The organism is Marinobacter daqiaonensis (genome assembly GCF_900115285.1).
Taxonomy (GTDB): domain Bacteria; phylum Pseudomonadota; class Gammaproteobacteria; order Pseudomonadales; family Oleiphilaceae; genus Marinobacter; species Marinobacter daqiaonensis.
In genome coordinates this window covers 1164632-1188366 of record NZ_FOYW01000001.1, presented here as the reverse complement: position 1 = coordinate 1188366, position 23735 = coordinate 1164632, and the positions used below count along the sequence as shown (strand labels likewise).

The following is a 23735-nucleotide window of genomic DNA, read 5'->3' as shown; positions in this document are numbered from 1 at the left end:
GGCAGCCGGGTTCGGCCTGAGGCTCTCGACCCCGAAACCGCCGCTGGAGGGAAACCTCAGCGGCGTTTGTGTTCTCGGGGCAGGAGGGAGTCACTATTAAGACCATTTTTGTACAGGGCCCGGTCCCCGGTTTTCGGCTCCTGTTCGTGCTGGTGTTATCACTGGTGCTGATTGTCGCCGACGCCCGCTTTGACCGGCTGGAAGAGGTCCGTAGCAGAATCTCCACCTTCCTCGCTCCCGTGTTCTGGCTGGGCAATGCCCCGGACCGCCTCGGGGACTGGTTCGCGGGGTTGGTAACCCCCCGGGAAGATCTCGTCAGCGAAAACGAGGCCCTCAAGGCGCGCCTGATGATCCTGGAGCGTCGCGCCCTCAAGTACGCGGCCGTGGCGGCCGAAAATAATCGCCTGCGTGAGCTGATGAATGCTTCCGGCACACTTGATGACCGTGTGGTGGTGGCTGAGGTGGTTGGCGTCTCGCCGGATCCGTATTCCCACGAAGTGATCATCAACAAGGGTTCCCGCGACGGGGTTTCGGCCGGGCAGGCGATCCTCGATGCCAATGGTCTTATGGGGCAGGTGCTGTACACTTCCGCCTTTACCTCCCGTGTTCTCCTGATTTCCGACAGCAGCCATGCCGTACCGGTGGAAGTGCTCCGCAACGGCCTGCGTGCCATCCTACTGGGTAATGGCGATATCGGTCAGCTGGAACTGGTCCACGTTCCGGACACCGGAGATATCCGCGAGGGTGATGTTCTTGTCAGTTCCGGCCTGGGAGGACGTTTCCCGAAGGGCTATCCGGTGGCGGAAGTCTCCTCCATTACCAAGGACCCGGGCGCACCGTTCATTACCATCCACGCAGAGCCAATGGCCAGCCTCAGTCGAAGCAAACTGGTCCTGGTGGTGTTCCAGGAAGCGGGCGCCGCCGGCGCCGGCGAGCTTTACGATCAGCAGGATGATGGCGAGGGCGGGTCTGCCGGGGATGCTGAGCCAGGGGAGGCACGCTGATGCTCTCGGTGATCAGTTATCCGGTCATGTTGCTCAGCATTGTTGTTTCCCTGGTGCTGAGCATTTCCCTCTTTCCCCATGGCTGGTTCGAGTTCAGGCCGGAGTGGGTAGGGCTGATGGTTTTCTACTGGACCTTTCGTGCGCCGGCCCAGTTTGGCATCCTGTCTGCCTGGGTCCTGGGGCTCCTGCTGGACGTCATTGAAGCCACACCCCTGGGCGTCAACGCGCTTGGCATGGCGGTTATCGCGTTCCTGGTACTGACCGTGCATCAGCGTCTGCGAATGTTCCCCATGGTCCAGCAGTGCCTGATTGTTTTTCTGCTGCTGGGCATCAACCAGATGCTGGTGCATTTCATCAAGCAGCTGCTGGGGGCCGAGAGCGCCGGTTTTGACTATCTGTGGCCCGCCGCCACCAGCGCCGTTCTCTGGGTCATCGTCTGTCCGCTGCTGGACCGGCTTAACCTCAAACTGGGCTAGTGTCCATGCAACCGATCATTCTTGCGTCAGCATCGCCGCGTCGGGCTGAATTGCTGCGCCAGCTTGGGCTATCTTTTACCACGATGGCCCTCGACATCGATGAGACACCCGGGCAGGGAGAGGCTCCGGCGGACTACGTTACCCGCCTGGCCCGTGAAAAGGCCGTCGCGGGCTACGAGCTGGCCGGTGAGGCCGAGGCCCTGGTACTGGGCTCGGATACATCCGTGGTTCTTGACGACCGGATTCTCGGCAAACCCCATAGTCGGGAGGCCGCCGTGGCGATGCTGCAGGATCTGTCGGGTCGGCGGCATCAGGTCATGACGGGGGTTGCCCTGGCCGGTGCCGGTATATGCCGGGTCCGTCTGAGTGTCACCGAGGTTTCCTTCCGGGTTCTGGCGCCCGGGGAAATCCAGGCTTACTGCGACACCGGAGAGCCCATGGACAAGGCAGGTGGTTATGGCATCCAGGGTAAGGGGGGTGCTTTTGTCAGACAGATCCAGGGCAGTTACAGTGCGGTGGTCGGGCTACCGCTGGACATTACGGCCGAACTCCTGGCCGACGCCGGCGTGCCGGTCTGGAAGTACTGGATATCCTGAACGGCTGCAATTCCCGGGTAGCCACACTGAGTTCCTGAACGGAGAGTGACATGAGCGAAGAGATCCTGATCAACGTTACACCGGTGGAGACCCGGGTGGCACTGGTTGAAAACGGGATGCTTCAGGAGGCTTATGTCGAACGCACCAGCCGCAAGGGCATTGTCGGCAACATCTTCAAGGGTAAGGTCGTGAGAGTGCTGCCGGGCATGGAGGCTGCCTTCGTGGACATCGGTCTTGAGCGGGCAGCGTTTATTCACGCGTCCGACGTGCTGCCCGTGGAGGGCGACGGCGCTGACAACCCGGAACCGGGCAACGGCCCGCGCCCGGTTCCGGATATCCGTACCCTGTTGCGTGAGGGACAGTCGCTGGTGGTCCAGGTCACCAAGGACCCCATCGGTACCAAGGGCGCCCGTCTGACCACCCAGTTGTCGATTCCCTCCCGTTATCTGGTGTTCATGCCCGGCGTGCACCACATCGGAATCTCCCAGCGGATCGAGGATGATGACGAGCGGACCCGCCTGAAGACGACTGTCGAATCCCGGATTGCCAGCCAGGAACATTGCGCCGGCGGGTTTATCATCCGCACCGCCGCCGAGGGGGTTACACCGGATGACCTGCTGGCGGACATGGCCTATCTCCAGCGCCTCAACCAGTCCATTATTGATCGCATTGAGCAGGTGAAGGCCCCTGCTATCGTCTACCAGGATCTGCCGCTGTTTATCCGCACGATCCGTGACCTGATCCGGCCACAGACCGAAAAGGTCCGCATTGATTCCCGTGAAAGTCACCAGCGGGTCATGGAATTCGTGAACGAGTTTGTCACCGAGTTCCAGGACAAGGTGGAATACTATCCCGGGGAACGGCCGATCTTCGACCTCTACAGTGTCGAGGACGAGATCCAGAAGGCCCTGAGCCGCAAGGTCCAGCTCAAGTCCGGTGGTTATGTCATTATCGACCAGACCGAGGCGATGACCACCATTGACATCAACACCGGGGCGTTCGTGGGTCACCGCAACCTTGAAGAAACCATCTTCAAGACCAACCTGGAGGCGGCCCGGGCGATAAGCCGCCAGCTTCGGCTGCGCAACCTGGGCGGCATCATCATTATCGACTTCATCGACATGGACGACCCGGAGCACCAGCGCCAGGTTCATCGCATGCTGGAGAAAATGCTGGAGCGGGATCACGCCAAGACCAAGATTACCGGGGTCTCGGAGCTTGGCCTGGTGGAAATGACCCGCAAACGCACCACCGAGAGCCTGGGGCAGATCCTGTGTGAACCCTGCCCGATCTGTGACGGCCGGGGGTTTCTCAAAACCGCGGAAACCGTATGCTATGAAGTCTTTCGGGAGATCCTGCGGGTGAATCGGGCCTATGAGGCGGAAAGTTACCTGGTCATGGCCTCCCAGAAGGTGGTGGATCGTCTGGTGGATGAGGAGGCGGACAACGTCGCCGACCTGGAAAGCTTCATCGGCAAGTCGATCCGGTTCCAGGTCGAGCCCTTCTACAGCCAGGAACAGTACGATGTGGTCTTGCTCTGAAAGTGATGTCTTCCCGACCCTCCGATTCTGGTGATCGGGCGCACCGGCGCCCATCCAGGCCGAAGCCCACTCTGTCCGGGCATCTGAAAGCCGTTCTCGGCTGGTCTCTGCTGCTGTTACTGGTAGTGGTGGCGGTGGGCGCGGCCTACCTCCGTCATCTGGCGGATAATATCGATGATTACCGGCCGGCTGTGGAAGAAGTCCTCAGTGACCGTCTGGGCCAACCGGTCACCATCCACGAACTCACCGCAGACTGGCGGGGGCCGGATCCGGTGCTCCAGGCCAGCGGCGTACGCCTGACCCATGCCGGGGAGCCGGAGAAGGAAGCCGCCACCCTGCAGCACCTGCTGCTACGCCTGGATGGACCCCGGTCACTGCTGCGCCTGGCGCTGGTGTTCGAAAGAATAGAGGCGGACGGACTGGAGCTGGTGGTCGCCAGGGATGAGCAGGGCCGTTTCACGCCGGACGGCATCCGGCTCAACGGGTTTTCCCCCGAGGAACCGGACCCGAACGAGGACACTCTGGACAGGTGGCTTGATCCGGAAAGGTGGCTGGACGAACTGACACGCCGGATATCGGATCCCCACATTCGTCTTACCCACTTTACTCTCGGCCTTAGGGCTCCCGACACCGACGCTATCTATGTGGATATCCCGCAGCTTGACCTGGTTTACGAGGGTGGCGCGGTAAGAGCTTCTGGCAGGGCCATGCGCCAGGGAACCCTGAACCAGGTGGCAAGATTTTCGGTAAGGGGCAGGGGGCTTCTGGAAGGGCGTTTTACCGGCGATGCCTGGGCCGAAATCACCCCCGGTGGTTTTTTCGAAGGCATAACCCGGGGCATGGAGTGGGAAGGCTTTCAGATACTGGAGCTGGAGGCGAATGCCGACACCTGGCTGCGGTTCGAGGAAGGTCGCCTGCGCAAGCTCAATGGCAGGCTTGAGCTGCCCCTTTTCCAGGTGAGCAATGAGCTGAATACCCTGCCACCCCTGAAAAACCTGACCGCGGACATTGGCTGGCAGGCCACGGAGGCGGGTGGTCGCATGGCCATCGCCAATCTCGGATGGGACTGGCATGGTGACTCCGTTGCCGGGGTCGATGCCCGGGTGGAATACACAGATGATGACATCCGGGTCGAAGCGGCCCGCGTCCCCGTTGGCGAGATTGCCCGGGTGGCAGTGGCCGCGGAGATGTTGCCGGCGCGGGCGGTGGTCGAGCTGGGCTACTATCAACCGGAGGGCACCCTGTCATCGTTCCGGCTGAGCCTGCCCTGGCAGAAGCCGGAAGACTTCGAGATTGCGGCGGGTCTGGATGGCGTGAGTGTCCAGGCTCATCACGGCGCCCCTGCGGGCGGCAACCTGCGAGGCACGGTCTGGCTGAACCGTCACGGAGGGCGCGCGGTCCTTGAGGGGCAGGATATGACCCTTTACTTTCCCCAGTTGTACGCCGACCCGTGGACCATCCGGGAAGCCAGCGGGAAAGTGGGCTGGCGCCTCGACGGAGGTATTATCCGGGTTTTCGGCAGTGGTCTGGATATGCACTATCAGGAGCAGACACGCCTGACCGGGGCCTTTGACCTGAGGCTCGATCGCTATGGCGAGGATAACCTGGGCCTGCGGGTGACGATCGCCAACGCCACCGCGGACATGTTGCCGGACCTGGTGCCGGTCGGCGCTGTCGATCCCGGCCTATACGACTGGCTGACAACCGCCATCATCGATGGGGAGGTGGTCAGTGGAGAGTTCCGGGCCCATGGCCAGATTGGCCGTGACAAGCCGCCCTTCAGTTTCAGTACCGCCCAGAGCTACCGGTTCAGGAATGCCCGGGTCCGTTATGATCCCAAGTGGCCGGAGGTAACCGATGCCAACGGTGCAGTGACCATCAATAATGGTCACACACGGGTTGTCCTTGAGAGTGCCAATACCGGCGGCATCAGTCTGCAGGGGGGCGAGGTGACGGTGGCGCCGGAAGGCGGCCCCACCGAGGTCCGGGTGGCAGCCAATACCCGAGTGAACGGCGACCAGGTGGCCTACTGGCTGCGGGAAACCCCGTTGGGCGACATGGCCGGGGAGGCAGCGGATACGGTCAGCGTTAGCGGAGATTTTGACGTTGAACTCGGCCTTGGCATTCCCCTGGATACCAGTGTACCGGTCAGGGTGAGCGCGGCCATCGCCACGGAGAACGGTGAGGTGCATTATCCGGGCGCGGATCTCCACTGGCAGAACCTGTCGGGGCAACTGCGCTACACCAGCGCCGATGGCTTCGACACGAACAGTTTCAATGCCCGCTTCCTGGATGAGCCGGTAACGGTTTCCCTGCGGGCGCCACCGGGTGAACAACGGCTTTCCGTGATCCAGTCCGGCCAGGCGGAACTGGGGGAGCTGGTGAGTCAGGCGATGGGGGAGCAGGCAGCCTTCCCCGGCATCGAGGGCAGGTTGCCCTACCGGGCGCAACTGGATATTGCCGCGGAGGCTCCGGTACGGCTCGCGATTACCGCCAATGGCGCCGGGCTCTGGTCCGAGTGGCCCGGGCCGCTCTCCCGGCAGGCGGGCCCGGAAGAAACCATCGATGCGGTGCTGCAGTGGCATTCGCCTCAGCGACTCACCCTGCGGGGAACCTGGGGAGAGCGGCTGGGTGTGGCCCTGGACTGGCGTGACGGCCGATTCTGGTCCGGCGAAGTCACCGTCGGGCAGACGAACGCCGACCTGCCCGTCGCCTCGGGCCTCGAGGTTGACGCCACTATGGGGCAGTTCGCGCCGACCCGCTGGAAACCCTGGCTGGAGCGGCTGAAAGTCTTTGCCGCCGGTTTCACCGAAACCCCTGATGAGTCGACCACGGTCGAGACATTGCCCCCGCCGCGGGACTGGCTGAACCAGGTGAGGCTGTCCGCGGACCAGCTGATCCTGGGCGACCAGCGTCTGCCCGGGTTCAGCGCGACCCTTCGTCCGGAAAGTGGCGGCTGGCTCATTACCACGGATTCGGAACGTATCACCGGCCGGATACGTGTCTCCCGCGGTGAAGATCTGGTCTGGGTCGACCTTGCCCGGTTGCAGCTGGAACGGTCACCCGACCCGGAGGATCCGGCCGTGGCCTCGGTTCCCGAATTGCTGACTCCCTCGGAGCAGCTGCGGGCATTCTACGAAATGCGGGCCGGCGAATGGCCTTCCGTGGATGTGCGGATCGAGTCCCTGGTGTTGGGGGACGATCCGGCCGGCTCCTGGTCGTTCGTTCTGGATTCGGAGCCGGAACGGATCGCTCTCCGGGATCTGCAGGGGCAGCTTGGAAGCCTCGCCTTCGCGGGCCAACTGAGCTGGGGTGTCGGTTCCGGAGAGGAAGTCACCGCACTCAGGGGTGTTCTCGAGGGCGGGGGGCTGCAGGATCTGAGCGGTCTTCTGGGCGAACCGATGCCATTGACCAACGAAGGGTCCATTCTGGACCTTGATGTTGCCTGGGCCGGACGACCGGACCAGTTCACGGCGGGCCGCCTCAACGGTGAGTTTACGCTCCGCCTGAATGACGGCGTGATTCTGGAGAGCAATAATACCGCCCAGCTGTTCCGGGTATTCAACCTGCTCAACACCGACACGCTGCAGCGCCGCCTGAAGTTCGACTTTTCCGATCTCTACGAAGCGGGTATTGCCTTCGACGCCATTTATGGCAAGGGCGCCCTCAACGAGGGGGTGCTGCGCTGGAAACCTGACCTGCAACTGGCCGGGCCCTCTGGAGCCCTCAGGCTTTCCGGTGCCACCAACCTGGCTGACAAGAGCCTGGACATGCGCCTGGTGGTGATTCTTCCGCTGACCCAGAATCTACCACTGGCGGCGATCCTGCTGGGAGCATCGCCTCCGGTGGGCGGAGCGTTGTTTGTTCTGGACAAACTTCTTGGAGAACCATTGAGCCGACTCACCAGTGCCACTTATAGTGTAAAAGGTACCTGGGAAAATCCGGAGGTCACCCTCAGGAACATTTTTGACACAGGTAATCAGGACTAGCCGTCCGGCTTTCCGCTGGCCGGCTCACACTCCCGGAGAGAACTTCCATGGCGCATTCTCAGACCGTGTCCGCCATCCAGATGGTGAGTACGCACCAGATCGACGACAATCTGCACCAGGCATCGCTGCTGCTGGCGAAGGCCGCCGAGCAGGGCGCCAGGGTCGCCGTGCTGCCGGAGAACTTTGCAGTGCTGGATACCGCCAATATGGCGCTCCACGGAGGTCGCGAGGTCAGCCCGGAAGGCCCCATCCGTCAGTTCCTGGCGGAGCAGGCCCGAAAACATGGCCTCTGGATCGTGGGTGGGTCGCTGCCCATTGCCGCGAGGCCCGACGGCTCGCCCATTGAGGGCCGGGTGCGGGCCAGCTGTGTGGTAGTGGACGATCAGGGCAGGGAAGTGGCCCGCTATGACAAGATTCACCTTTTCGACGCCATGGTTGAAGACAGCCAGGGGCAGTACCGGGAGTCCGACACGTTCGAGCCCGGTGACAGCCTGGTCGCCGTGGATACCCCCGCAGGCCGGCTCGGTCTGTCGATCTGCTACGACCTCCGTTTTCCGAAGATGTTCCGGTTGCTCCGGGAGAAGGAAGTGGACTGGATTTCCCTGCCCAGCGCCTTCACCTGGCACACCGGAGATGCCCACTGGCACCCCCTGGTCCGCGCCCGGGCCATCGAAAACCAGGTCTGGGTGGTCGCGCCGGGGCAGGGAGGCCAGAACAGCGAACGCCGCCGCACCTACGGCCACTCCATGATCGTGGATCCCTGGGGCGGAGTGGTGAAAGAGCTGGCGGAAGGTGCGGGGGTCATCTCCACCGAACTGAACCTCGACTACCTGGCCGAGGTTCGCAAGCGCATGCCCGTCTGGGAGCACCGTCGCTTCTAGAAGGAATGATTTAGCCGCGGAAGAATGCGGAAAGAAAAGACCAGAGATAGCCACGGAAACCACGGAAGGACACGGAAAAATAAAAAACATAGGTTGCGGTAGGATTAGTACATTGATAATACCCGCAACCATTTTTTCTTCTTTTATCTTTTCTTCCGTGTTTTCCGTGTTTTCCGTGTTTTCCGTGGCTAAATTATTTTTTCCGCGTTCTTCCGCGGATTCCGCGGCTAAAAATCTGTTTTTTAAGAGTTCTGCTCGGCCTCGTCTATGCACTCCCGCAAATAGCGGAACAGCTTCCTGCCCTGGCCGGTGTTCTTTTCCGCCTGGGCGTCTTTCTGGGCGTTGCGTACCAGGTTGCGCAGGTGCTGGACGTCGGTGGCCGGGCATTGTTCCACGAAGCCGGCGACAGCAGCGTTGCCTTCGGCTATCAGCTGGTCGCGCCAACGCTCTGCCAGATGGTGGCGCCGGGTGTGTTCCTCGCTCCCGGCGTCGAAGGCTTCCACGGCACGCCTCAGCGCTTCCGGGTCGTCCTCGTTGCGGATCACCTTGCCCACGTACTGGAGGTGGCGGCGACGGGCCTCATGCTGGCGGATGCGGCGGGACTCCACGATGGCACGTTTCAGCGTCTCGCTCATGGGCAGGGAGACCAGCTGATCATCGCTGAGATCCAGCATCCGTTTGCCGAGGTCCTGCAACTCGTGCATTTCCCGCTTGAGCTGGGATTTGCTCTTGATCAGGTCTTCATCGTTGTGGATGTCGTCTTGCGACGGGTTCTGATGGCTTTTCCTGCTCACGGTTTACCCACCCTCGCCAAAATAGTCGTTGATTAGTTCTTCAAGGGCCGCAACGGCCTGTTCTTCGTCGGGGCCTTCGGCCTTGAGCTCCACTTCGGTGCCCTGGCTGGCCGCCAGCATCATCACGGGCATGATGCTCTTGGCGTCCACTTCCCGGTTGTCCTTTACCAGCTGAACACGGCTCTCGAAGCGGGAGGCGGTCTCCACCAGCTTGGCGGCTGCACGGGCATGAAGACCGAGTTTGTTGATGATGGTAATGGGTTGGCGGATCATGTGGCTCTTTCAGTGAGATTTCGGGTTCAGGTGGGGCAGTTCGGTATGCCGGGTCTGCACCTGGTTGTACTGGCGCTTGAAATAGCGTGAGAGCTGCTCGCACACATACACCGACCGGTGCTGGCCACCTGTGCAGCCAATGGAAATGGTCATGTAACTCCGGTTGCTGTTGCTGAACTCGGGCAGCCAGTGTTCCAGGAAGCGGGTGATATCGTCGATCATGCGATTGGTCATGGGGTCCCCGCCGAGGAACTCCTGCACCGGCTGGTCCAGCCCCGTGTACTTGCGAAGGGACGTGTCCCAGTAGGGATTGGGCAGGCAGCGCACATCAAGAACGTAGTCGGAGTCCACCGGAACGCCATGCTTGAAGCCGAAGGACTGGAACAGCAGGGCCAGCTCCTGTTCGCTGCGACCGATAACCCGTTGCTTGATCAGATCCCTCAGTTCGTACATGGACAGCTCGGTGGTGTCCAGGTAGAGATCCGCCAGCTGCGCAATGGGCTCCAGCAGTTTCTTCTCGAACCGTATCGCCTCGGTGAGGGAGGTACTGTCGTCACTGAGCGGATGCTTGCGCCGGGTAGCATGGAAGCGTTGCAGCAGCGACTGCTCGGAGGCGTCCAGATAGATGATCTCGGTGGTCATGCCGATTTCCAGCAGACGCTGGTGAATGGTCTCGAAATTGGCAATCTCGTCGGACAGGTTACGGGCATCGATGCTGACGGCAATGTTCTGCAGGCGAGTACCGGAGTTGCGGGTCGTGGCTTCTGTGGTCAGGGGAAACAGCAGCCCGATCGGCAGGTTATCGATGCAGTAGAAGCCAAGGTCCTCCAGCACGTGCAGTGCCGTACTCTTGCCCGAGCCTGAACGACCGCTAACAATGATCAGCTTCATGGGAGATACCCTCTTGCAGCCAGGCGTTCACCGGCGGTCCGGTGTGCCGGGCGATCCCGACGGATCACCCGTTGCCGGTCATCTGGCGATACAGGTCGTCGGAGCCGGAACAGGCCCGCAGGCTGTCGCAGAATGAACGTTCGTTGAACTTTTCCGCCAGTTGGCTGAGGAGCTCCAGGTGTTCGGAGGTGGCTTCCTTCGGGACAATCAGGGTGAACAGCAGGTCGACGGGCTGATTGTCGATGGCGTCAAAAGCGACTCCTTCCTTCAGGGTCACCAGGGCGCCGACCACCCGGGTGCAGCCTTCCAGCCGGCAATGGGGGATGGCGATACCCTGGCCGATGCCCGTGCTGCCGAGGCGTTCCCGCGCCACCAGGTTATTGAAGATCTGGGTTTCGTCCAGTTCCGGGTAATGTCCGGCCACCTTTTCCGCAATGAATTCAAGAATCCGCTTCTTGCTGGAAGCGCTGACGCCGCACAGGGTCAGCTCCGGCGCCAGGATATTGTTGATGGTCAGGGTCGAATCGGTCATGGATTCTCATTGGTCACGATAAAAAAATGCTGCGGCACGACATCGTACCGCAGCGGTGTGGCACAGATTATAGCCGGTTAGACCGGGTAATGTTTAGCGGGCTGCAGCTCCATGCATCCGGTCAACATTCTTTTCCTTGTGCTTGAGGATCTGCCGGTCAAGTTTGTCGATGAGAGCGTCGATTGCCGCATACATGTCGCTGTTCTCGGCCTTGGCATGTATCTCGCCTCCCACCACGTGCAGGGTTGCCTCTGCAATCTGGCGCACTTTTTCCACCTCGAGGGTGACCTGACAGTTACTGATATGATCAAAGTGGCGTTCGAGTTTCTGGAACTTCTCGTTCACGTAATCCTTGAGGGCGGGAGTCAGTTCAACGTGATGACCGGAAATATTCAGTTGCATGGGCTTCTCCTGTTTGTCAGACCCTATTGTTCAGACCAGTCGTTTCCGCTCATTGGAGGGCGGAATATGCATGGCTTCACGGTACTTTGCCACCGTTCGCCGGGCCACCTTGATGCCCTGTTCTCCCAGCATCGTGGCAATCTTGCTGTCGCTGAGCGGCTTTTTCGGGGTTTCCGCCGCAATCAGTTTCTTGATCATGGCACGGATGGCCGTGGAGGAGCATTCGCCACCCTCGTCCGTGCTCACGTGACTCGAGAAGAAATACTTCAGCTCGAAGATGCCACGGGGGGTATGCATGTACTTCTGGGTCGTTACCCGGGAGATAGTGGACTCGTGCATTTCCACCGCCTGGGCGATATCCGACAGAATCAGAGGCTTCATCGCCTCCTCACCATGGTCCAGAAAACCCTGCTGATGTTCAACTATTCGGGTCGCCACTTTCAGCAGGGTCTCGTTCCGGCTCTGGAGGCTCTTGATAAACCACTTGGCCTCCTGCAGCTGGTCCCGCATGTAGGTATTGTCGGCACTGCTGTCCGCCCGCCTGATAAGGGAAGCATAGCTGGCATTGACGCGAATGCGCGGTGCTATTTCCGGGTTCAGTTCCACCCGCCAGCGACCCTTTTCCTTGCGCACAATCACATCGGGAATGACGTAGTCCGGCTCCGAGCGGTCGAGGCTGTCCCCCGGGTGGGGGTTCAGCGAGGTTATCACCGCCAGTACTTCCCGTAACTGGTCTTCCTTGAGCCGGCTTCTGCGCAGCAGCTGGGCGTAATCGCGATTGCCCAGCAGGTTGATGTAGTGGGTGATCACCAGTCGCGCCTGGGCCAGCCAGGGCGTATCCGGGGGCAGCTGGTTGAGCTGGATCAGCAGACAGTCCTGCAGGTCCCGGGCAAAGACGCCAGGCGGATCGAAGTGCTGCAGGCGATGCAGTACCGCTTCCACCTCGTCCAGTTCCAGGGGATCCTCGTCGCCCTCGGTCACCAGCCCGGAGTGGATCTCCTCCACCTCGGAGGTCAGGTAGCCCCGGTCATCCACAGCGTCGAGCAGGGCATGGGCGATGGCACTGTCGCGCTCATTCAGGGGGGTAAGGTTCAGTTGCCACTCCAGATGATCCCGCAGGGTCTCCGTCGCCGGGTTTCGGCTCTCGAAATCGCTGTCGTTGTCGTCGTCGCCCCGGGAGGAGGAGGCGGGCGCCGACTGGTAGATATCATCCCAGGCGGTATCCACCGGCAGATCGTCCGGTATGGTACCGGTGTCGTTGTTGTCGGCGGACCAGTCGGATTCGTCCCAGGGATTTTCACTGCCCTCGGATGCGGTTACCTGATCGTCGGAGCGATCGGTCTCCCTCTCCCGCTCCCTTTCCTGGTCAGAGTCGGTGCCTTCGTCGTCGTCGGGGGTTTCCAGCATCGGGTTGGAATCGAGCGCCTGCTGGATTTCCTGCTGCAGGTCCAGGGTAGAGAGCTGGAGCAGCCGGATTGCCTGTTGCAGTTGTGGGGTCATGGTCAGGCTCTGACCCATCTTTAACTGTAATGAGGCTTTCATAACCATGGTTCGAGATCCACCACCCTTCTGAGGTAACCGATAACAGATTTATCAAAAAAGCCACTGATTCAGCTCAATTATCGTCAGGATTTGGCAAAAAAATCAGTGTTACCGGATACTTGGAAATAACAAGCAAGTTCTTTGCCGAGTGTACTCCCTTTGGCTGTCGGAACACAATTGTTAGCACCGGGAGGACGGTGTGAAAATGTAACCGCTCGCGACCGCGGCGAGCGGCGAGGTCAGAGCCGGAACTCCTCGCCCAGATAGACCTCCTTGACCTGCTGGTTGGCGAGGATCTCCTCGGCCGAGCCCGAAGCGATGATGTGACCACTGCTCACGATGTAGGCCTTCTCGCAGATATCGAGGGTTTCCCGGACGTTATGGTCGGTAATCAGCACGCCGATGCCCATGTCACGCAGGTGGCGGATGATCTGTTTGATGTCACTGACGGAAATGGGGTCGACCCCGGCAAAAGGCTCGTCCAGCAGGATGAAGGCCGGCTCCATGGCCAGCGCCCGGGCGATTTCCACCCGCCGCCGTTCGCCTCCGGACAGGGCCATGCCGATGCTGTCGCGAATGTGGGTGATATGGAACTCCCGCAGCAGGTCCTCCAGCTTATCCTGGCGCTGCTTTCGGTTCAGGTCCTTCCGGGTCTCCAGAATCGCCATGATGTTGTCGCTGACCGAGAGCTTGCGGAATACCGAGGCTTCCTGGGGCAGGTAGCCAATGCCCTGGCGGGCCCTGCCGTGCATGGGCAGGGGCGTGATGTCCTTGCCATCGATGCTGATATGGCCATGGTCCGCATGAACCAGGCCCACAATCATGTAGAAGCAGGTGGTCTTGCCTGCTCCGTTGGGGCCCAGCAGGCCGACGATCTGCCCGCTTTCGATGCTCAGGGACACATCGATCACGACCTTCTTCTGTTTGTAGCTCTTTGCCAGGTGGTTCGCTTGCAGTAATGCCATAGGTGTTGGTCGCTAGTCCGCTGGTGAGTCCGCGCCCTGCCGGGGCTGGATAACCATTTCCACACGCCCCGAGCCCTCGCCCTCGGGAGTACGGCCTTCGGCGGTAACGACCCGGTTGGCGGTGTTGTAGTCGATGATGGCTCCCCGGAACTCATTGCCTCCCTGTTCCACCACCGCCTCCTCCTCGAAACGCAGGCGGCTGTCGTCGGCGAAATAGTAGATGAGCCTGGCCCGGGCATCGGTGGCGGACTGGTTGTCCGTGGCGGGCTGGTGGTAGGTGGCTGGCTGGCCTTTGGCGGCAATGCGGTCGAGGCCGTCGGCATCACGATAGAGTTCCACCCGGTCCGCCGTTATCCTCGTTTCGCCCTGGGTTATCCTGACGTTGCCCTGGTAGATGGCGACCCCCTGGCTGTCGTCCAGCCGCGCGCTGTCCGCGCTTACCCGGATGGGTTGGCCGGCGTCCAGGTCAAACGCCGCTGCGTGACCGGAAGCCAGCGCAAGCAGCGCCGGAATCATCAGCCACTGGCCTGCCAGTTTATGGGCGGGTTTCATAGATCCCCTCAACGGTGTTGTCCAGTTCCAGTACCCGCTCATCAATCCAGCCCGTCAGACTGTTGGCACGGGTGACGGCGCCTGGAGACTCCAGCGTAACCGGCTGGTCCGTGCTGATTCTGCCGGCGGTGTTGTCGATGCGCAGGTGCTCTGTGCGCAGGATGGCTTCTCCCCCCTGCACATTCCGGGTGACTCTCACGTCCCCATCAAGTTCCATGATTCGGCTGCTCTGGTCAAATGACCCTTGCCGGGCGACCAGGTGCCAGCGGGATTCCGTGTCGGCATCATACAGACTGGCCTCCGGCTGGACCATGCGGGCTTCGCCCGGCCCCTCGAGCTGCTCGATGCGGGGGCTGCTGATGACTGCCTGCAACTGGCCCTGCTCGTCGAACACGCGATACTCGCCCTGGTTCACAAAAGTGTCCGGTTCCGCTGCCCCGCGCAATTTCTGGGCATCGGTCAGTATGGTTTGCGGGTCATCACTGCGCCACAGTATGAAAGCCAGGGCCGCAAAGGCAACCAGCAGAATCGGGTTGCGAATCGCCGGCCTGGTCAGGAGTGTTGCCAGCCGCTCCTTCCATGAAGGCTTCGTTGGGTCCGTCATGATGTCTCCCCGAGCCACCCCCGGAGCTGGTCGTCGAGACTGCCCCTGGCGGTGAGCAACAGGTCGGTGACCTCGCGGACCGCACCGTACCCGCCGGCAGCATGGGTGCAGTAATCCGCATGCTGGCGGACGTACCAGTGGCCGTTGGGCACCGATATACCGAACCCGGCATAGCGGATGGCGGCCAGGTCGGGCAGATCGTCGCCTACGTAGGCCAGCTGATCTGCAGTCAGGCCCCGGCTGTCAGCAATTTCACGCAGGGCGGTAAGTTTGTCCTCGCGACCCTGGAGCAGGGTGGTGATGCCCAGGCTGTTCATGCGGCGCTCGGTCAGGGGGGAGCTGCGGCCGGTAATTACCGCCACCTCGATGCCCGCCGACATGGCCTGCTTCAGGCCCAGGCCATCCAGGATGTTAAAGGCCTTCAGTTCATCGCCGGCGGCGGAAAACAGCAGCGAGCCGTCACTCATCACCCCGTCCACATCGAGTGCCAGCAACCGTACCGGGCGGGCCAGCCGGAGGGTATACTCCGGCCACTGTGGCTGCAGTCCGTTATGATCCTGCGTCGTCATGGTCAGCCTCTCAGATCACCCCTGCCCGCAGCAGGTCGTGCATGTTGATGGCGCCCACCAGCTGCTCCGCCCGGTTCATTACCGGCAGGGCGTTGATCTTCAGCTCCTCCATGATGTGGAGTGCCTCGGCGGCGAGCTGGTCATCGTGGATGGTTCGTCCATTACGGGTCATCACGTCCCGTATCAGGGTGTTGTGGACATCAATGGAACGGTCCAGGGTGCGACGCAGGTCGCCGTCGGTGAAAATACCCACCATCTGGCCATCGTCGTCCACGATGGTCGTCATGCCCAGTCCTTTCAGGGATATCTCCAGCAAGGCTCCCGACAGTGGCGTGTTCTCATGAACACGGGGGATCCGGTCACCGGTGTGCATGATGTCCGTGACACGCAGCAGCAGTCGTCGGCCAAGGGCCCCGCCGGGGTGGGAAAAGGCGAAATCCTCGGCGCTGAAACCGCGGGCATCCAGCAACGCAACCGCCAGAGCGTCACCCATCACCAGGGTGGCGGTAGTGCTGGAGGTGGGGGCGAGCCCCAGGGGACAGGCTTCCTGGGCCACGCTGACGTCGAGATTGGCAACCGCTTCCCGGGCCAGGGTGGAATCCGGTTTACCGGTCATGCTGATCAGCGGGGCCCCCATGCGCTTGAGCAGCGGCAGAATGGTGAGAACCTCGGAGGTGCTTCCGGAATTGGATATGGCGAGCACAACGTCCTGGCTGGTAATCATCCCCAGGTCACCGTGGCTGGCCTCGCCAGGGTGAACGAAAAACGCCGGAGTACCGGTGCTGGCGAGGGTGGCGGCGATCTTGTTGCCGATATGCCCGGACTTGCCCATACCGGTCACCACCACCCGTCCCTTGCAGGCCATGATGACTTCGCAGGCGGTCACAAACTGGTCGTCGATGCGGTCCAGCAGGGCTCCAACAGCCTGGCGTTGGATCTCGATGGCCTGCAGCGCGGCGGAGACAAAAGGTCTGGTCATGGGGCTCCTGGGGCATGAGGGTGCGTGATTCAGGCGCAAGTATATCACCAACCCAGGGTGCTCAGATATTCTGACCATTGAGCGTAGCGCCAAGATGGCATAATGTAGCGCCAAAATTTAGATGAGGGACCGCTGTGATCATCCGGGATGGAGGCGCGGTCGTTCCCTGGTAGCCGACATGTCTGACCGTTCCTACATTTCGCTGGACAACGTGGTCTTCACACGTGGCCAACGGCGCATTTTCGATGGGGTGACACTGAGCATCCCCCGGGGGCGCATCACCGCTATCATGGGGCCCAGTGGTACCGGCAAGACCACGCTGCTGCGCCTGATCGGCGGGCAGTTGAAGCCGGACAGTGGCAGTATCCGCGTTGACGGAAACGACGTGCCCGGCCTGGGCCGCAAGGCCCTCTATACCCTCAGGGAGCGTATGGGCATGCTGTTTCAGAGCGGGGCCCTGTTCACCGACCTGAGCGTGTTCGAGAATGTGGCCTTTCCCCTTCGCGTGCACACCCCTCTGCCGGACGACATGATCCGCGACATCGTCCTTATGAAGCTGGAGGCGGTGGGCCTGAGGGGCGCCCGCGACCTCATGCCGGCGGAGCTGTCCGGCGGCATGACCCGCCGGGTGGCCCTGGCCCGTACCATTGCCCTGGACCCGGAGCTGATCATGTACGATGAGCCATTCGCAGGCCAGGATCCCATCGCCATGGGAGTCCTGGTGAAACTGATCCGGGAACTGAACACGACCATGGGCCTGACCAGCGTGCTGGTGTCCCACGATGTCCCGGAGTCCCTCAGCATTGCCCATTACGCCTGCATTATCGCCGATGGCAGGATCATCGGTGAGGGCACCCCCGATGAGCTCCGCAACCACCCGTCCGAGCGTGTCCAGCAGTTCCTTCATGGTCAGCCCGACGGACCGGTGCCATTCCATTACCCCGCGCCGGATCCCGACAGCGACTGGGGTGGGCTGGCTCCGGAGGAGGTGCCCGGTGGCTAACGGTCTGATGGATCGAATCGCGGGCCTGGGCCGGGGCGGGCTGGAGACGCTGGCCTCCCTCGGTCGCGCCTCAATCTTCCTGTGGGGTGCCCTGGTGGGGGTGCCGAAGCCTGGGGTCGGGCTTCGCCTGCTGCTGGCCCAGATATACGCCATCGGGGTGTTGTCGCTTGCCATCGTGGTGGTGTCGGGGCTGTTTATTGGCATGGTGCTGGCGCTCCAGGGCTATACCATCCTCAGTGATTTCGGTTCGGAAAGCGCCATCGGTCAGATGATCGCCCTGACCCTGCTGCGGGAACTCGGTCCCGTGGTGACGGCGCTTCTGTTCGCGGGCCGTGCGGGCTCCGCCCTGACGGCGGAGATCGGCCTGATGAAGACCACCGAGCAACTTTCCAGTATGGAAATGATGGGGGTGGATCCCCTGCGCCGGGTCATTGCACCCCGGCTGCTGGCCGGTTTCATTTCCATGCCTGTGCTGGCCCTGATTTTCTCCGTCGTCGGCATCTGGGGCGGTATGCTGGTCGGGGTGGAATGGCTCGGCGTCTTCGAGGGGTCCTACTGGGGCAACATGCAGGCGTCGGTGACATTCAGCAAGGACGTTATCAACGGCATTATCAAGAGCCTGGTGTTCGGGTTCGTGTGCACCTGGATCGCGGTCTATCAGGGTTACGACTGTGTGCCCACGTCGGCTGGCATCAGTTCGGCCACGACCAAGACTGTTGTGTATTCATCCTTGGCGGTACTGGGGCTCGATTTCGTCCTCACCGCCGTCATGTTCGGGAGTTTCTGATGGCAAAGCGAACCACGGAAATCGTCGTCGGACTGTTCATTCTCGCGGGCGGAGCGGCGCTGCTGTTCCTGGCCCTGCAGGTGAGTGGCCTGACTTTCAAGCCGGCCGGCGACACCTATAAGGTGTATGCTTACTTTAACGATGCCGGTGGTCTGGCGCCGAGGGGCAGGGTTTCCATGGCCGGGGTGACGGTGGGGCGGATCCGGGATGTCAGCCTGGACCAGGAGACCTTCCAGGCGAAGGTGGTGATCGATATCGAAGCCCGGGTCGACAGCATTCCGGCGGACAGCTCCGCAATCATACGTACGTCCGGATTGCTGGGTGAGCAGTATATTGATATTTCGCCGGGCGCCGACATGGAGTCCCTGTCGGACGGCGATACTTTCTACGAGACCCAGTCCGCCCTCAATCTGGAGCGGATGATCAGTAACTTCGCGTCGGGGCAGGCCGCGGATTGACCGACTGAACGACCGGCGGGAACCATCTGTCCACATCCGCAGTCGGAACCCTTCAGGCCGAAATACCAGGAGAGAGCAATGAAACAGGCGTTTAATCAGACAATCCAAACCCCTCTGCGCGGGCTCATGCTGGCGATTATCGCCGCCCTCGCCCTCGTCGCCGGCCAGGCAAGCGCCAGCAGCCAGGAGCTGGCCGAGTACGTGGACAAGAATACCCAGCGCCTGGTGGAGAAGCTGAACGAGAACAAGGGCCTCTATGAGGAGGATCCGGAAGCCTTCTATGAGGAAATGGACGAGGCCCTTACCGGCTTTGTGGACTTCCGCCGGATCGCTGCCCGGGTCATGGGGCGCTATGCCCGCCAGACCACGCCGGAGCAAAGGGACGAGTTCGTGGCGAGGTTCAAGCGCAGCCTTTTTGACGCCTACGCCCAGGCCCTGGTCAGCAATTCCGAAGGCTTCAGTATTGAAGTGGACCAGGCCGAGATCAATCCCCGGGACGACAGCCGTGCCTCCGTCGGCATGATCGTAACCTCCGACTCGGGCAACCGCTATCAGGTGAGTTACTCCATGCACCACAGCAAGAACAACGGTGACTGGCTGGTGGAGAACGTGATTGTCGAGGGGGTTAACATCGGCCTGGCCTTCCGTGACCGTTTCGCCCAGGAAATGGAATCCCGCCGTGGTGATATCGACGCTGTGATCGACAACTGGGGTGATGCAGTCGCTTCACTGAAGCTCGAAGAAGAAGTGGGAAGCGACACTGATGGGGAGTCGGAAGACAGCCAATGAAGGCATCCGTCACAGAGGAGGGTAACCGCCTGATCCTGGGCGGTGTGGTTACCGCCGACAATGCCCTGGCGCTCCGTCAGCAGGGCGAGCGCTGGCTGTCGTCCCGCACCCGTGGTGATCGACTCTCCGTCGACCTGTCTGCCGTTGAGTCCGCCAGCAGCGTGCTGTTGTCATTGCTGCTCTGCTGGCTGCGCGAGGCCCGGCGAATGAACCTGACCCTCGCTGTGAAGGGTGCGTCCGGGCAACTGCTGGAACTGTCGAGGTTGAACGGAGTCTCCCACTGGCTGACCGGCCCTGCATAATCCGGTACAATTCCGCTTTCGTTTTCGTATAAACCGAGGTTAAACCGCTTATGCAAGCCCAGGACGTTGCTGAACTGGTTCGCAAAGAACTGCCCGACTGTGAAATCCAGGTCCAGAACGATGGCAACCACTACCTGGTGGTGGCCATTGGCGAGCGCTTTGAGGGCATGTCACCGGTCAAGAAGCAGCAGCTGATCTATGGCGCGCTTCGGCCCCAGCTGGATGACGGTACCATCCACGCCCTGACCATTCGCGCTTTCACCCCGGCCCAGTGGGCAGCCAGACAGCAGTAAGCCGCTGCAGACCAACAGGATACTATTGTGGATAAATTACTGATCCGGGGCGGTAAGCCACTTGACGGCGAGATACGCATCTCCGGCGCCAAGAACTCGGCCCTGCCCATTCTCGCCGCCACCCTTCTGGCTGATGAGCCAGTGACCGTCGGCAATCTGCCTCATCTCAACGATGTCACCACCATGATCGAGCTGCTCGGTCGCATGGGCATCGAGCTGATGATCGACGAGAAAATGAGCGTGCAGGTGGATGCCAGCACCATCAAGGAAACGGTCGCCCCCTACGAGCTGGTCAAGACCATGCGCGCCTCGATCCTGGTGCTTGGGCCGTTGGTGGCTCACTTCGGCGAAGCGGTGGTTTCCCTGCCGGGCGGGTGCGCCATCGGCAGCCGACCGGTAAACCTCCACATCCACGGTCTCGAGATGATGGGGGCCGAAGTGAGGGTGGAGAACGGATACATCTATGCCAAGTCCAATGGCCGCCTCAAGGGCGCCCACATTTTTCTCGATACGGTGACCGTGACCGGTACCGAAAACCTCATGATGGCCGCTGCCCTGGCGGACGGGGTCACCATTCTCGAGAACGCCGCCCGTGAACCGGAAGTGGTGGACCTGGCGGAATGCCTGATTGCCATGGGTGCCGATGTCCGGGGCCATGGCACCGCTACCATTGAAATCCACGGCGTGGAGCGCCTCCACGGCTGTCACTACGATGTGATGCCGGACCGAGTGGAGACCGGGACCTACCTGGTGGCCGCGGCGGCCACCGGTGGCCGGGTGCGCTTGAAGGACACCCGTGAAAATCTGCTTGAAGCGGTACTGCTGAAGCTGGAAGAGGCAGGGGCCCACATCAGCACCGGCAAGGACTGGATCGAGCTGGACATGAAGGGCAACCGTCCAAGGGCGGTTTCCCTTCGTACTGCTCCCTATCCGGCCTTTCCGACGGACATGCAGGCCCAGTTTGCCGCCATGAACACCGTGGCCGAGGGTACCGGGACCATCGTCGAGACGGTATTCGAGAATCGCTTCATGCACATCCAGGAGCTGAGCCGCATGGGCGCCGACATCACCCTCGAGGGCAACGCGGCGATTATTAAGGGCGTGCCTCACCTGACCGGTGCTCCGGTGATGGCAACGGACCTGCGGGCCTCGGCCAGCCTGGTTATCGCCGGACTGGTGGCAAATGGCGATACGATTGTCGATCGCATCTACCACATTGACCGCGGTTACGAATGCATCGAGGAGAAACTTCAGCTTCTGGGAGCGAGTATCCGCCGGATGCCGGCGTGACTCCAGGGCAGTCAGGACGTTCAGACCGGACCTTGTGTTAAGGAACACTACAACCGATGACCGAAACGGCGATTACCATAGCCCTGTCAAAGGGCCGCATTCTTGACGAAACCATTCCCTTGCTGAAAGAAGCGGGTATCGAGTTTGTGGATGACATCAGCAAGTCACGGAAGCTGGTTTTTCCCTCCACGGACCCCAATGTGAGGTTGTTGATCATCCGGGCCACCGATGTGCCAACCTATGTCCAGTATGGCGGGGCGGATCTCGGGGTAACCGGCAAGGATGTGCTGATGGAGCACGGGGGTGATGGTCTTTACGAGCCTCTGGATCTCAATATTGCCCGCTGCCGGCTGATGACGGCCGGGGTCAAGGGCCAGCCGGCGCCCAGGGGACGTCTGCGGGTGGCCACCAAGTTCGTGAACCTGGCCCGGCGCTACTATGCGGCCCAGGGACGCCAGGCGGACATCATCAAGCTCTACGGGGCGATGGAGCTGGCACCGATTCTCGGGCTGGCGGATGAAATCGTGGATATTGTGGATACCGGCAATACCCTTAAGGCGAACGGGCTGGAGCCGCGGGATCTGATCGAGAATATCAGCACCCGGCTGGTGGCTAACCGGGCGTCCATGAAGATGAAGCATGATTTGTTGCAGCCCATCATTGAGAAGATGGGGGCTGCTGTTGAGGCCCGTCGCACTGTTCCGGCCTGAACCTGAGTTCCAGCATTTGAATTTCGAGTTTATGAGTTTGTCCTTCCGTCCGGCTGAGCCGGCAAGCCTTTCCAGGACACGCCCCGCAAGTACGTCCATGTAGGGCTCGACGAACGCCTTCCCTGGCGTTCGACGGTCCTGGAAAGGCTTCCCGGCCCATCCGGACTTCTTGGGAGTTAACCGCAGGTGACCTTATGACCGATATATCGATTACCAGACTTTCTGCTTCTGAGGCAGGTTTTGATGATGCGCTTAACAGGCTACTGGCCTGGGACGACAGCGTGGATCATCAGGTAAACGAGTCGGTCCGCCATATCCTGGGTGAAGTGAAGCTGAGGGGTGATGCGGCGGTCATGGAGTTTACCGCGAAGTTCGACCAGCTCGAGGTGGCCTCCATGGCCGAGCTGGAGATGTCGCAGGCGCGGCTCGAGCAGGCTCTGGAGCGGATTCCCGCGGACCAGCGGGATGCCCTGGAGGCAGCCGCGGACCGGATCCGGGACTATCACCAGCGTCAGCGTCAGGACTCCTGGCAGTATGAGGATGCCGATGGCACCGTGCTGGGCCAGAAGGTGACTCCCCTGGACCGGGTCGGTATCTACGTGCCCGGCGGCAAGGCCGCCTATCCGTCGTCGGTGCTGATGAATGCACTTCCCGCAAAGGTGGCGGGAGTGGCCGAGATCATCATGGTGGTGCCCACCCCGGCCGGTGTGGTGAACGATATGGTGCTCGCGGCGGCCGCGATTGCAGGGGTGGACCGGGTGTTCACTCTCGGCGGAGCCCAGGCGGTCGGTGCCCTGGCCTATGGTACCGAGACGGTGCCGGCGGTGGACAAGATCGTGGGGCCGGGCAACATCTTTGTGGCGACTGCCAAGCGGGAGGTGTTCGGTACCGTGGGCATCGACATGATTGCCGGGCCCTCGGAGATCCTGGTGATCTGCGACGGCCAGACGGATCCGGACTGGATTGCCATGGACCTGTTCTCCCAGGCCGAGCACGATGAGCAGGCCCAGTCCATCCTGTTGAGTCCTGACGCGGCCTTCCTGGACGCGGTGGAAGCCAGCATTCGCAAACTGGTGGTGACCATGGAGCGGGGCGAGATTATCGCCAGATCCCTCACTGACCGGGGCGCGCTGATCCAGGTAAAAGACCTGGATGAGGCGGCTGAGGTCTCCAACCGGATTGCTCCGGAACACCTGGAGCTGTCGGTGGCGGACCCCCAGGCACTGGCGGAGAAGATCCGTCACGCCGGGGCCATCTTCCTCGGCCGGTACACGGCCGAAGCCCTTGGGGATTACTGCGCCGGGCCGAATCACGTTCTGCCGACATCAGGCACCGCGCGGTTCTCATCGCCCTTGGGGGTGTACGACTTCCAGAAGCGCTCATCGCTTATCGGCTTCAGCGCGGCGGGCGCCGACCGTATGGGCCGGGTCGCGTCGGTACTGGCCCGGGGCGAGGGGCTGACAGCGCACGCCCGCTCGGCGGAATACCGCCTGGACCAGGATCAGTAGGGGAA

Annotated in this window: 26 protein-coding genes; 15 read left to right on the top strand and 11 right to left on the bottom strand. The window is 61.5% G+C overall.

Annotated elements, in window-relative coordinates; translation table 11 throughout:
- The first annotated feature begins 104 nt into the window (after positions 1-104).
- Genes mreC through BM346_RS05440 form a run of 6 tightly spaced genes read left to right on the top strand, consistent with a single transcriptional unit; the run spans position 105 to position 8487 of the window.
- Entirely contained in the window at positions 105-1004 is a 900-nt protein-coding gene (mreC, locus tag BM346_RS05465; RefSeq protein WP_092013359.1) for a rod shape-determining protein MreC, read from the top strand.
- Complete coding sequence (gene mreD, locus BM346_RS05460) at positions 1004-1480, top strand: rod shape-determining protein MreD (RefSeq protein WP_092009576.1); 477 nt, start codon at positions 1004-1006, stop codon at positions 1478-1480. Before mreC ends, mreD begins: the two co-directional genes overlap by 1 nt.
- A 5-nt stretch (positions 1481-1485) precedes the next feature.
- Complete coding sequence (locus BM346_RS05455; RefSeq protein ID WP_092009574.1) at positions 1486-2076, top strand: Maf family protein; 591 nt, start codon at positions 1486-1488, stop codon at positions 2074-2076.
- A 50-nt stretch (positions 2077-2126) separates the two neighbouring features.
- On the top strand, positions 2127-3617 hold the full coding sequence (gene rng, locus BM346_RS05450) for a ribonuclease G (protein WP_092009572.1): 1491 nt from the start codon (positions 2127-2129) through the stop codon (positions 3615-3617).
- A 5-nt stretch (positions 3618-3622) separates the two neighbouring features.
- On the top strand, positions 3623-7606 hold the full coding sequence (locus BM346_RS05445; protein ID WP_092009569.1) for a YhdP family protein: 3984 nt from the start codon (positions 3623-3625) through the stop codon (positions 7604-7606).
- Positions 7607-7653: 47 nt separating this feature from the next.
- Positions 7654-8487: a carbon-nitrogen hydrolase family protein gene (locus tag BM346_RS05440; protein WP_092009567.1), complete on the top strand. Its 834-nt coding sequence runs from the start codon at positions 7654-7656 to the stop codon at positions 8485-8487.
- A gap of 242 nt (positions 8488-8729) precedes the next feature.
- Here the strand turns inward: BM346_RS05440 and yjgA are convergent, their stop codons facing one another.
- The 11 genes from yjgA to BM346_RS05385 form a co-directional block, all read right to left on the bottom strand.
- The gene (gene yjgA / locus BM346_RS05435) at positions 8730-9242 is read right to left on the bottom strand and encodes a ribosome biogenesis factor YjgA (RefSeq protein ID WP_228704314.1); all 513 of its coding nucleotides are present in this window, start codon (positions 9240-9242) and stop codon (positions 8730-8732) included.
- Between the two features lie 42 nt (positions 9243-9284).
- On the bottom strand, positions 9285-9554 hold the full coding sequence (locus BM346_RS05430; RefSeq protein WP_092009565.1) for an HPr family phosphocarrier protein: 270 nt from the start codon (positions 9552-9554) through the stop codon (positions 9285-9287).
- 9 nt (positions 9555-9563) lie between these two features.
- The gene (rapZ, locus tag BM346_RS05425) at positions 9564-10445 is read right to left on the bottom strand and encodes an RNase adapter RapZ (RefSeq protein WP_092009563.1); all 882 of its coding nucleotides are present in this window, start codon (positions 10443-10445) and stop codon (positions 9564-9566) included.
- A 64-nt stretch (positions 10446-10509) separates the two neighbouring features.
- Positions 10510-10977 (bottom strand): PTS IIA-like nitrogen regulatory protein PtsN, encoded by a 468-nt coding sequence (ptsN, locus tag BM346_RS05420; RefSeq protein WP_092009561.1) that lies wholly within the window; start codon positions 10975-10977, stop codon positions 10510-10512.
- A 93-nt stretch (positions 10978-11070) separates the two neighbouring features.
- Positions 11071-11379 (bottom strand): ribosome hibernation promoting factor, encoded by a 309-nt coding sequence (hpf, locus tag BM346_RS05415; protein ID WP_092009559.1) that lies wholly within the window; start codon positions 11377-11379, stop codon positions 11071-11073.
- Between the two features lie 30 nt (positions 11380-11409).
- Complete coding sequence (locus BM346_RS05410) at positions 11410-12921, bottom strand: RNA polymerase factor sigma-54 (protein ID WP_092013353.1); 1512 nt, start codon at positions 12919-12921, stop codon at positions 11410-11412.
- 239 nt (positions 12922-13160) lie between these two features.
- Entirely contained in the window at positions 13161-13886 is a 726-nt protein-coding gene (lptB, locus tag BM346_RS05405; protein WP_092009557.1) for an LPS export ABC transporter ATP-binding protein, read from the bottom strand.
- Between the two features lie 12 nt (positions 13887-13898).
- Positions 13899-14438 carry a lipopolysaccharide transport periplasmic protein LptA gene (lptA, locus tag BM346_RS05400; protein WP_092009555.1) on the bottom strand — a complete coding sequence of 180 codons (540 nt, stop codon included), beginning with the start codon at positions 14436-14438 and terminating at the stop codon, positions 13899-13901.
- Positions 14422-15042 carry an LPS export ABC transporter periplasmic protein LptC gene (gene lptC, locus BM346_RS05395; RefSeq protein ID WP_092009553.1) on the bottom strand — a complete coding sequence of 207 codons (621 nt, stop codon included), beginning with the start codon at positions 15040-15042 and terminating at the stop codon, positions 14422-14424. Before lptC ends, lptA begins: the two co-directional genes overlap by 17 nt.
- Positions 15039-15611 (bottom strand): KdsC family phosphatase, encoded by a 573-nt coding sequence (locus tag BM346_RS05390; RefSeq protein WP_092009551.1) that lies wholly within the window; start codon positions 15609-15611, stop codon positions 15039-15041. The genes lptC and BM346_RS05390 overlap by 4 nt, the downstream gene beginning before the upstream one ends.
- A gap of 10 nt (positions 15612-15621) precedes the next feature.
- Positions 15622-16590, bottom strand: a complete 969-nt coding sequence (locus BM346_RS05385; protein WP_092009549.1) for a KpsF/GutQ family sugar-phosphate isomerase — start codon at positions 16588-16590, stop codon at positions 15622-15624.
- A gap of 178 nt (positions 16591-16768) precedes the next feature.
- Between BM346_RS05385 and BM346_RS05380 the strand changes: the two genes are divergently transcribed.
- The 9 genes from BM346_RS05380 to hisD all read left to right on the top strand — a co-directional run bounded on the left by BM346_RS05380 (position 16769) and on the right by hisD (position 23730).
- Positions 16769-17593, top strand: coding sequence for an ABC transporter ATP-binding protein (locus BM346_RS05380; RefSeq protein ID WP_092009547.1), 825 nt, complete (start codon positions 16769-16771; stop codon positions 17591-17593).
- A gap of 7 nt (positions 17594-17600) precedes the next feature.
- Positions 17601-18380, top strand: coding sequence for a lipid asymmetry maintenance ABC transporter permease subunit MlaE (gene mlaE / locus BM346_RS05375; protein ID WP_206675705.1), 780 nt, complete (start codon positions 17601-17603; stop codon positions 18378-18380).
- Positions 18380-18838 (top strand): outer membrane lipid asymmetry maintenance protein MlaD, encoded by a 459-nt coding sequence (mlaD, locus tag BM346_RS05370; protein WP_092009545.1) that lies wholly within the window; start codon positions 18380-18382, stop codon positions 18836-18838. The genes mlaE and mlaD overlap by 1 nt, the downstream gene beginning before the upstream one ends.
- Positions 18839-18916: 78 nt before the next feature.
- Positions 18917-19627, top strand: coding sequence for an MlaC/ttg2D family ABC transporter substrate-binding protein (locus tag BM346_RS05365; RefSeq protein ID WP_174805152.1), 711 nt, complete (start codon positions 18917-18919; stop codon positions 19625-19627).
- The gene (locus BM346_RS05360; protein WP_092009543.1) at positions 19624-19929 is read left to right on the top strand and encodes an STAS domain-containing protein; all 306 of its coding nucleotides are present in this window, start codon (positions 19624-19626) and stop codon (positions 19927-19929) included. The genes BM346_RS05365 and BM346_RS05360 overlap by 4 nt, the downstream gene beginning before the upstream one ends.
- A gap of 50 nt (positions 19930-19979) precedes the next feature.
- Complete coding sequence (locus BM346_RS05355; RefSeq protein WP_092009541.1) at positions 19980-20222, top strand: BolA family protein; 243 nt, start codon at positions 19980-19982, stop codon at positions 20220-20222.
- Between the two features lie 27 nt (positions 20223-20249).
- Positions 20250-21512 (top strand): UDP-N-acetylglucosamine 1-carboxyvinyltransferase, encoded by a 1263-nt coding sequence (murA, locus tag BM346_RS05350; protein ID WP_092009539.1) that lies wholly within the window; start codon positions 20250-20252, stop codon positions 21510-21512.
- 56 nt (positions 21513-21568) lie between these two features.
- Positions 21569-22222 carry an ATP phosphoribosyltransferase gene (gene hisG, locus BM346_RS05345; RefSeq protein WP_092009537.1) on the top strand — a complete coding sequence of 218 codons (654 nt, stop codon included), beginning with the start codon at positions 21569-21571 and terminating at the stop codon, positions 22220-22222.
- A gap of 194 nt (positions 22223-22416) precedes the next feature.
- Complete coding sequence (gene hisD, locus BM346_RS05340; RefSeq protein WP_092009536.1) at positions 22417-23730, top strand: histidinol dehydrogenase; 1314 nt, start codon at positions 22417-22419, stop codon at positions 23728-23730.
- Positions 23731-23735 lie beyond the last annotated feature (5 nt).